This is a genomic window from Micromonospora sp. CPCC 205554 (assembly GCF_036902745.1).
GTDB lineage: Bacteria > Actinomycetota > Actinomycetes > Mycobacteriales > Micromonosporaceae > Micromonospora > Micromonospora tulbaghiae.
Genome location: NZ_JBAKHP010000037.1, coordinates 46,211 through 54,464, shown reverse-complemented (window position 1 = coordinate 54,464; position 8,254 = coordinate 46,211). Strand labels below are relative to the sequence as shown.

Genomic DNA, 8,254 nt, shown 5'->3' with positions numbered 1-8,254 from the left:
CACCCCTACCTCGGCGGCACGCCGTGGCAGGTCAGCTTCTACACCACCCGGCGGGACGCAACCTGGCTCACAAGGACGTGTGGTCCAACCGGATCGTCGGCTACTCCATCGACTCACGGATGAAATCGAGGCTGGCCGTCAACGCCCTGCACAACGCCGTAGCCCGCCGTGGTGACGTGGCCGGCTGCGTGTTGCACACCGACCGCGGGTCGCAATTTCGAAGCCGGAAATTCGTCCGTGCCCTCAACCAGCACCACATGATCGGGTCGATGGGCAGGGTCGGCGCCGCCGGCGACAACGCTGCCATGGAGTCATTCTTCGGCCTGCTGCAGAACAACGTCCTGGACCGCCGAACCTGGACGACCCGGCAGCAGTTGAGGACCGCGATCGTGACCTGGATCGAGCGGACCTACCACCGCCGCAGACGCCAACGATCCCTGTCCCGGTTGACCCCTATCGAGTACGAGACCATCATGACCCCACTGGCCAGTCAGGCCGCGTGACTACGACTGTCACCTATCGGTGCAGCAGACCCGGTTCCCAGCCGGGGTGATCGTGTTCGCGGTGCGGTGGTATCTGCGGTTCAACCTGTCCTACCGCGACGGCCGGCTTCCACTAGCACATACCAGTTAGCAGGACCGGTACCGACGCCATGTGCATGACAGCGTCGTGGCCCCACATCGAGCGCTCGCTCAAAACTGGGTTGGGCTACGGCTAGAGAGAAGTGCTTCGGCGATCTGTTCGACCCGCTTGCCGTCGGTGTCGTATCCGAACATCCTGGTGGGACGATTGAGCGCCTCCGACTTTGACGGGTAGTTGAAGAAGAGGATCTCCCTGCAGAAGGAACGCGCCTCGATCATGATGCTGTCCTGACAGGTTCCTAGCACAGTTATCCCGTGATCCTTTGCAACTTTCGCGATCGCTTCGAGCACGTCGCGACGGTGTTCAGTCCCGAGAGAGTCGCCAAGCTCATCAAGAATCAGGACCCGTCCACACGGCTCGGGCGCGGCGAGAAGTGCCGCGAGTACGAGGTGGATCGAGAAAAGTTTCTCCTGTGCGGTATTGGTGACGGTGTCATAGGCGAGAAGTCGGCCAGCGGTGTTTCGACGCCAACGCGGTGTCACTTGGCAAACCCAGTCGGCATCTGGGGTACCAGGCGGCACGACGCTGTACTGAAGATCGGCGCCGAGACCGCCGGCCGCGCGGTTGAGTTGGTCGAGGGCGGCGCTGATCGCGTCAAGTCGCGTCTCCGCGCGCTGGGTGATGGCCTGCTGCGTGGCGGCCAGCTCGTCGACAAGTTGCTGCACTTGGGTCGCGACGTACTCGTTCTCGAGCGCTCTCTTCGCTTGTTGTTGCTGGATCTGTTCCTCAGCTGTGCTGTCGCGGTCGGCCGAACCGTTCAGCCACGTCTCGATCGCGCCGATCGTGGTGTCGAAAAGGCTGCCGTCGCTGTCCTCCTCACCGCTGCTCTGGCTGTTCTGATAGGCGCTCGCGGCCGCTGCGAGGTCCGCGCCGGGTGGTCCGGCTCCTTCACCGTCGTGGCCAAAGACCGCGACCATGGCAGTTAGCTGCGCGTGGGCGGCGCGGGCCAGCGCTGCGGCTGGTCGCCGCTCGACAGGCGGCCCATCGGGCACCTGCATTGGGGGGGCGGCTTCCTCTACGAGCCGCTCGGCGGCTGCGGCATCGATTGCGTCTGTTGGCCATCCGAGTTGGGCTAGAGCTTGAGCGGTCCCCCACGGCCAGGCGGCCAGTACCTGATCGTCGGGACGGCTTGCCACGCGCAGGCGCGCGAGTTCGCTCTCCTTCGCTTCCACATCGTGTTTTGTTTTTCTGATCTTGTTAGCAACGTTGCTCAGCTCGGTGTCGCGGTTCGCAAGCGCTTGCTTCGCTGCAGCGTTCTCATCCCGGGCGGTGTCCCGCGCGTCACGCAGCTGGGGCAGCGTTTCTCCGCGATGGGTGGCGAGCTGCTTGCTGGCGGCGACGATCTGAGGTTCAAGGTCGTCCACGAGTTGGGCGGCTTCCGCTCGGGCGAGGGTGTCCTCTGCCTGTTCCGCTGCGATCACGCGTGCGGCCACCTGCCGGTTGGCTTCATCTAGCCGGTCCTTGGCCTGTTGAAGCTGCTGGGCAAAGTGCGCGCAGATGTCTTCCTTGCCCACAATGGGGCTGGTGAAGCCGCCTATGGTGTGGACGCCAGTGCGAGGGTCGGTCACGTACGGGACGGGTGCCGCAACCTCGTCCTGGCTGGCGAGAGCATGCAGGAGGTCGTTCGCTTCCGCGGGGGCTTCCAACACTCCCGCAGGCCACACGCGTTCTACGACTTGTCTGTTGGCGTCAGAGGGCGCGCCGATCGTTCTGTTGTCTGGGCTGATGACGATGGCGCCTGGGAAGCTGCGAAGAGCTTCCAGGGCATCGGGCAGGTCCCCTGACGCTACGCAGATAGCTTCTCGCCATGGGGCGATACGCGCCTCCCATGATCCGCGTCCTTCCGGAGCTAGCCGGGTGCCTTCGGCGAGGCCAACGGCGGTAATGCCGAGCGAGTCCAACGTTCGGATGTAGGCGCCGGCCACACCTACTCGGCCGGCGCGCGCCTGTCGCAGCGCCTCTTCGGCCTCGGTGAACGCAGTGCTCGCCTTGGCCTGCTCCGCTCTGGCTTGCGCTAATTCCGTCGCCTTGATCTGGACCTGCTCGGCTGCGCTTGCAGGGGCGCCGTCCAGGCTTAAGTCGTAGCCCGCGGCGGTAAGGCGAGCCTCGCCGATCCTCGTTTCCCACTCGGCGATCCGGTCAGCGAGTCGCGTATCGTCGGCCAGCGCACGATCATACTCATCGTCTGTCTTCCGGAGCAGCCCTGCCTTCTCTTCCGCGGTCCGGCGCAGAGCGATCACGTCGCGTAGACGGGCCTGTTCCCTCGCCTGCTCCTGCTGAGTCCGGCGTAGTTCGGCAAGGTCCGCTTCGGTCTCTGCGAGCGGCGCTTTGGCTGACGCTGCCCTCGCGTAGGTGTCCAGAAGTTGCCGTGAGCGGAAAGGGCGCCAGAGGCTCATCGCCTGCTTCGTCTGGTAGCGCAGCCTGTTACGCGACGTCACCTGGCGCCGAATTGCCTCCTCACGTTCGGTCTTAATCTTGTCGTCTTCGAGGACCTCTTCCAGTCGAGCCTGTGTTGCGGCGAGCTTCCGTCGGACTTCGGCATCGTTCTCGAATAGCGCGGCGCGGCCGGTGACGGACAGGAGCGTGTCACCGATCTGTTCCGGAGTAAAGGTGCCGGCGTCGAGCTTTAGCAGCGACGGACGGGACCGAACCTTGCCCCGCGTGGCAACGTAGGCAAGGACACGCGGCGTCCGCCCGTACAGGATGCTCGGATACTCGCCACCACCCAGCGACTGTCCGCCGAGCGACTGAAACGTCTCTGGGGCGACTTCGTGGCGCTCTCTGTCGTCCTTCGCCACCACCAGACGTACGCCAGGCTCGTGGCGGACCTGCACATACGGCGTCCGCGAAGAAACCTTTAACCACACCGTGTAGGCCGTTGCAGCCACGTCATCGGGTTCAGCAAACACACCGACCACATAGCCTTCACCGGCCGCATGGGCTGTGGCGACGTCGCCGGCCGTGGCCGCATCGAACAGGAGGGTCGCAACGTTCGCTGCTCCGGTGCCCCCGGTGCGCCACTCCGGGTCGCCGAGCAGGAGCGACACTGCGGCCAGGAAGCTCGTCTTTCCCGACTCGTTTGAGTCCTTCGGGCCCCTACCAGTCACCGCGATGAACGCACCTGGAATGAGAGCGACAGGATGCGACGTCAGCCTGGCGATGTTGAACGTCTGCACACAGATCAGCTGGCGCCGGCCGATGAGGCCGAGCTGCGGTGCGGCGATCCCGGGCAGCATTTCCGCTGTCATCCTTGCGACCCACTGTCCGTCTCAGACATCGCCGACGGCCGACCCGCATTCGGCCGGAGGAGTTCACGCCGCGATCGGATCTTCGCGGCCATATGACCGTCAGGGCGACCGAGTAATACAAGATCCTCCCACAGCGATGCTGCCCGTGCAGCACCGATCCGCTGTAGCGCTGGACCTGGCACATAGTGCCCGGCCTTGGTCGTGGCGAGGTATCCGGCGGCCCGGAGGCCGCGGACCCCGTCACGAATCTGCCTGCGCGTAAGCCGCCGATTGGTAGCCAACTCGTCTATGGTCGTCGGCCGGGTCGTAACGGTCCAATGCTCGTGGTGGTGATGACCATGGGCGCGGGGGATCGCAACCGTCCGTAGCAGTACCAGGGCCAGCACCGCTCTTTCTGTGCGGCTGAGCGTTCCGGCCTCGGCTTCGACGAGTACGTCTGCCACAGAGTCGGGGAAGCCGGTGATCCAGTTGCCCTCAGGCGTACTGATCAGGATCCGGCCGCATGCGGCCAGAGAATGCTCAAGACTACGTCGCAGGGCAGGGTCCGCCAAAGCGGGCACGTCCGTGCGGGCTACGGCTCCTCGGGCCATCTCCAGCGCGGCGGCGGCTGCGCGGACGATCGACTCGTTGACCCCGAGAGGACCTGGCTGCGGGGCCGGGACCTTCCGACCGCCAGCCGGTCCTTGCGCTCCGGCCGCAGCCTCGCAGCCCACCGGTAACTCCTTACTGGGTGTCGGTCGCGGGGCGAGACGGGGAAGCCGGTCGTGGAAACGGGTCAGGGCCGACCACACGCTGCCGGGCAGCGCCGCCACCGCGGGACCGAGTCGGCGTATTGCTCCCGCCGCTGTGATGAGGCCAGCTTGGGGAAGACTGCCATCGAGCGCCCGGACCACCGCGTCGTCGTGGGCGCCGAGGCCGACGCAGGTGCGAAGCACCTGTGCTCGCGCGAACGGACGCCCGGGATAGGGCGGGGCGGTGGGATCTGGCCATGCGGCGGCCAGACACGCCGCCCAGACCAGATACGGGACTGCGCTGAGGGTCCTGGGCGGAGCGGAGGGATGTTGTGTCGGGTCGGGGGCGGCGCCCTGGGTCCAGCCGAGAACGAACTCACGTCTTGCCCCTGTGGGACTAACGACTTCCACGAGTTGCCGGTCGACTGCCGCTGCCGCGACTGCTGCTGCGGCGACCACCTCGGATGACACTTGTGCCGGCGCCACACCCGTGGCCCGGATCCGCGCCATCAGCACAATGCTGGCATGGGGGCCATCCGGCGGGTGTGTACCTGGGTCTGGCCTGTCGGTCCCGGCAGACGCACCCGCGCCCTGCTCACCGGTCACCGTCGACTCCCCCACGAAGATGGGCTGTCGCCGCGGTGCCGGCGGGTACATCCAGGGGAGGATCGGTCCGTATCAACCTTGCAGGATGCAGGTAGGTGACCTTCGCCTCGGGGTCGATCAGGAGCAATTCTTCGAGATCGAGGACGAACGGTTCGGCAGGATCAGCGTCCAGCAGCAGGGCATCCGTGATGATCTCGGCCGCCGCCGGCCAGCTCACGCGCATGTGCGGCAACAGGTCGACCTCCGCTCGACCATCGAGGATGCTCTCAAGAGCCAACCGACGTCGCCGAACAGCCCGAGCGTGGGCCAATTCGAGCGCTGTCAGCGGATCGTGTTCGTCCTGTACAGGTAGACGTGGCTCTGGCGGCCGAAGGTGATTGCGAGGTCGGGGTTGGTACTGATCGACCGCGTCGAGTAACGCCTCTGGGTCGAGGTACGTGGGTGGGGCGTCCGAGACCAGCGCGGTGCCCAACTCAGCGAGTTGGTCCAGGTCCGCGGTCACTGCTGCGTTCTCGTACTCGGCAGGCGTGAGCACGTCGAAATTCAGGCTAGATCCCCCCTGCGCGATCACCTTTTCGACAGCCGCCAGCACCTGGGTGCGATAGAACAGCTCGGCCTGGATCAAGTCGGCGCCAGCCTGGTCCATCTCGAAATGTCTAGCAAACCTGGCAGTCACCAGATCATTGAGCGCGACCACCTGGTCAGTGAACTTGCTGTGATCATGTTGGCGGCTCGCAGCTATGAGTTCCCCCGCCGTCCCCGACGCGATTCGTCGCTGAAGAGCAAGAGCAAAGTTGATCAGGGTGTATCGGCAGGTGTTGAGGTAAGCCAAGATCTGAGCAGGATCAGCGTGTTCGAGGGTGAGCGCCTCGCGCGTCCTATCAAGGAGTACGAGCAGCTCATCAACGCCACCACGTTCGGCAACACGGGCCGCCGCTAGAGCTCCCGCCATACCGGCTGGCCGGACGATGTACCGGTCCTGATGGGACTTAAGCAGGTACGGCTCCAGGAAGCCCATGCGTTCCAGGTGTTCGAGGCGAGCCTCAACATCATCCTCTGAGCGGGAGATTCCACGCCGACGAAGTCCGTCACGGATTTGGGCCCGGGTGAGTCCGTGCCGCGTCGGCTGATCGGCGAAGACAGCCAAGATATGAACGGCGATGTCGACCAGCTCGGGATCATCGATCACCGCTCCGGCATTGGACGCTAGCGGCGCGACGAACGCCTTCCATGTCGCGAAGCGTTCCGCACGTGCCAGTTGCTCGTACTCTTCGTTCGCGAGGCTGAGCTGCTCGGTGATATTTCCGGCACATTGCCCGCCTTCGGGGTTGCTCTGCACCCACGCCGCAGCGGGAGGGGCGTCAGACAAGAACCCTCCTTCCAGGCTGACGCCACGGTGTCGGCAGCGACCCGCCGATGCTGATCGCAATGCCGATGCGCGTAGCGTCACCAGGAGAATACCCGAGGTCGTGAGCACGATCATGAGGTCGACCTGTCGGATACATCGTCAAGCCAGCAGTGCTTCGAGGCGTTCAGCCAGACGGGGAAGAACTTTGTCATGAATCGCCTGTTGTTCACACGACCCACCCCGCGCGGCGATCTGGCCGGCGAGAGAGCGAAGGTCTTCTGGCCCGTCTGCGCAGAGTTTCGCGGCGCGTGCCTGATCGCGCTCGATCAACGCCGGCTTTTGCTTGCGGTGCTCCGTTGTTTGCCAGAGCTCAAGATCCATCCCAACGGCACGGACGGGTCGGTTAAGCTTTTTGGAGAGATCATGGATGATTCCGATTCCGTCTGCATCCAGGTCGCACCAGGCAGCCAAGGGCAAGGGAGGCAGGTTGGCGATGAGCGGAACTAGGCCATGACTGACATACCCTTCACCCCATACGCACAGCCACGCCTCGGCAACGCCCGGCAGCTTGCACACCTGCTCGAAGGTGTCCGCGTTCTCGATCACGAGAACGCCCCTGGCCGCGCACTGCACGACGCCCGATACGTGTAGGCCCTTGGCCGGGACGGCGATCCAAGGCACGGCCGTTGCGGCATTGGCGGCGACATCGCCCACCCGCCACAACAAGGGTCCGCGCATTCGCAGGTCCGTGTCCGTCTGAGTGACCGCCTGGTCGAAACTGATGCCAATGAGATTCGCGAACGCTTGAGCGCGCTGCGGAGTCCAGCCCTTCGAATCACGTAACGCCTTCGCCGCCAGGGCGTGCGCCGTCATCTCCTCGCCGGCAAGCCGGAACGGCCACCACACCGAGGCGGTCCGGACGGCGGACTCGTACACGGTCCAAGCGGCGGTTCCGGTTGCCGTACCTGCCGGTACCCGCAGAGGCGTCCCTGCCGGGCATTCCGCCAACAGCTGGAACTCATCAGCTAGCTCCTCGACCCCCGACATAAGGTCTAGCAGTTGACCACGAACGGCATCGGGGTTCCGGTACCCTCGAATCTCGGCGAGCAGATCTGGGGCCTGGGATGCCCACGCATGGCTGAGTCGCCACCCTAGGGGCGCGCTGAGGTGAAGATCGGCGTCCGTGGCGCACCGCAACACCACACCGCCGCAGCGAACCAGTTCCACCGCTCGCGCCCAGGCATTGGGCCCAAAGAAATCGCTGATCGTCGACCACTCACGCCGACCCTTGGCCAGCACGAAACCTAGCTCACGATCGGTAAGGCCCGGCGGTCTATCGAACCCGTTGACGGCACCGCCGGAGATAAGGTCGATGTCTTCGATGCGCAACAGACCACGACGATTGCGTGGCACGCGCGCCTGACCCCCGCGGCGGACCGGCACAGATACAGCGACAGTACCGAAGGGCAGGCCGCCGATAGCCACCGGGACCCGACCTTCGCTCTCACCCAGAACGAACTGCATAAGACCCCCGGATTCGCACATATGACCCAATTTGATGGCGGACACCTATCGATCATCTGGCCGGTTTCGTCTCGGCGGGATGCGTACTGAACCCCTTCCTTACGGTGCTAGTAAATGTACGGATTAGCGAGGCGGTGTCGACGCGGAGCGAATCT

General features: G+C 64.8%; 4 protein-coding genes. 1 reads left to right on the top strand and 3 read right to left on the bottom strand.

Annotated features, from left to right (window positions below; all coding sequences use genetic code 11):
- The coding region (locus tag V6U82_RS28705; protein WP_334466731.1) for a DDE-type integrase/transposase/recombinase at positions 1 to 503 on the top strand (503 nt) is incomplete at its 5' end.
- 189 nt (positions 504 to 692) lie between these two features.
- Here V6U82_RS28705 and V6U82_RS28700 read toward each other — a convergent pair.
- From V6U82_RS28700 to V6U82_RS28690, 3 genes are all read right to left on the bottom strand, one after another.
- Positions 693 to 3,878: a hypothetical protein gene (locus V6U82_RS28700; protein WP_334466728.1), complete on the bottom strand. Its 3,186-nt coding sequence runs from the start codon at positions 3,876 to 3,878 to the stop codon at positions 693 to 695.
- Between the two features lie 1,338 nt (positions 3,879 to 5,216).
- Entirely contained in the window at positions 5,217 to 6,710 is a 1,494-nt protein-coding gene (locus tag V6U82_RS28695) for a hypothetical protein (RefSeq protein WP_141722502.1), read from the bottom strand.
- Positions 6,711 to 6,734: 24 nt separating this feature from the next.
- Positions 6,735 to 8,144 (bottom strand): Wadjet anti-phage system protein JetD domain-containing protein, encoded by a 1,410-nt coding sequence (locus tag V6U82_RS28690; RefSeq protein WP_334466720.1) that lies wholly within the window; start codon positions 8,142 to 8,144, stop codon positions 6,735 to 6,737.
- Positions 8,145 to 8,254: the final 110 nt, after the last annotated feature.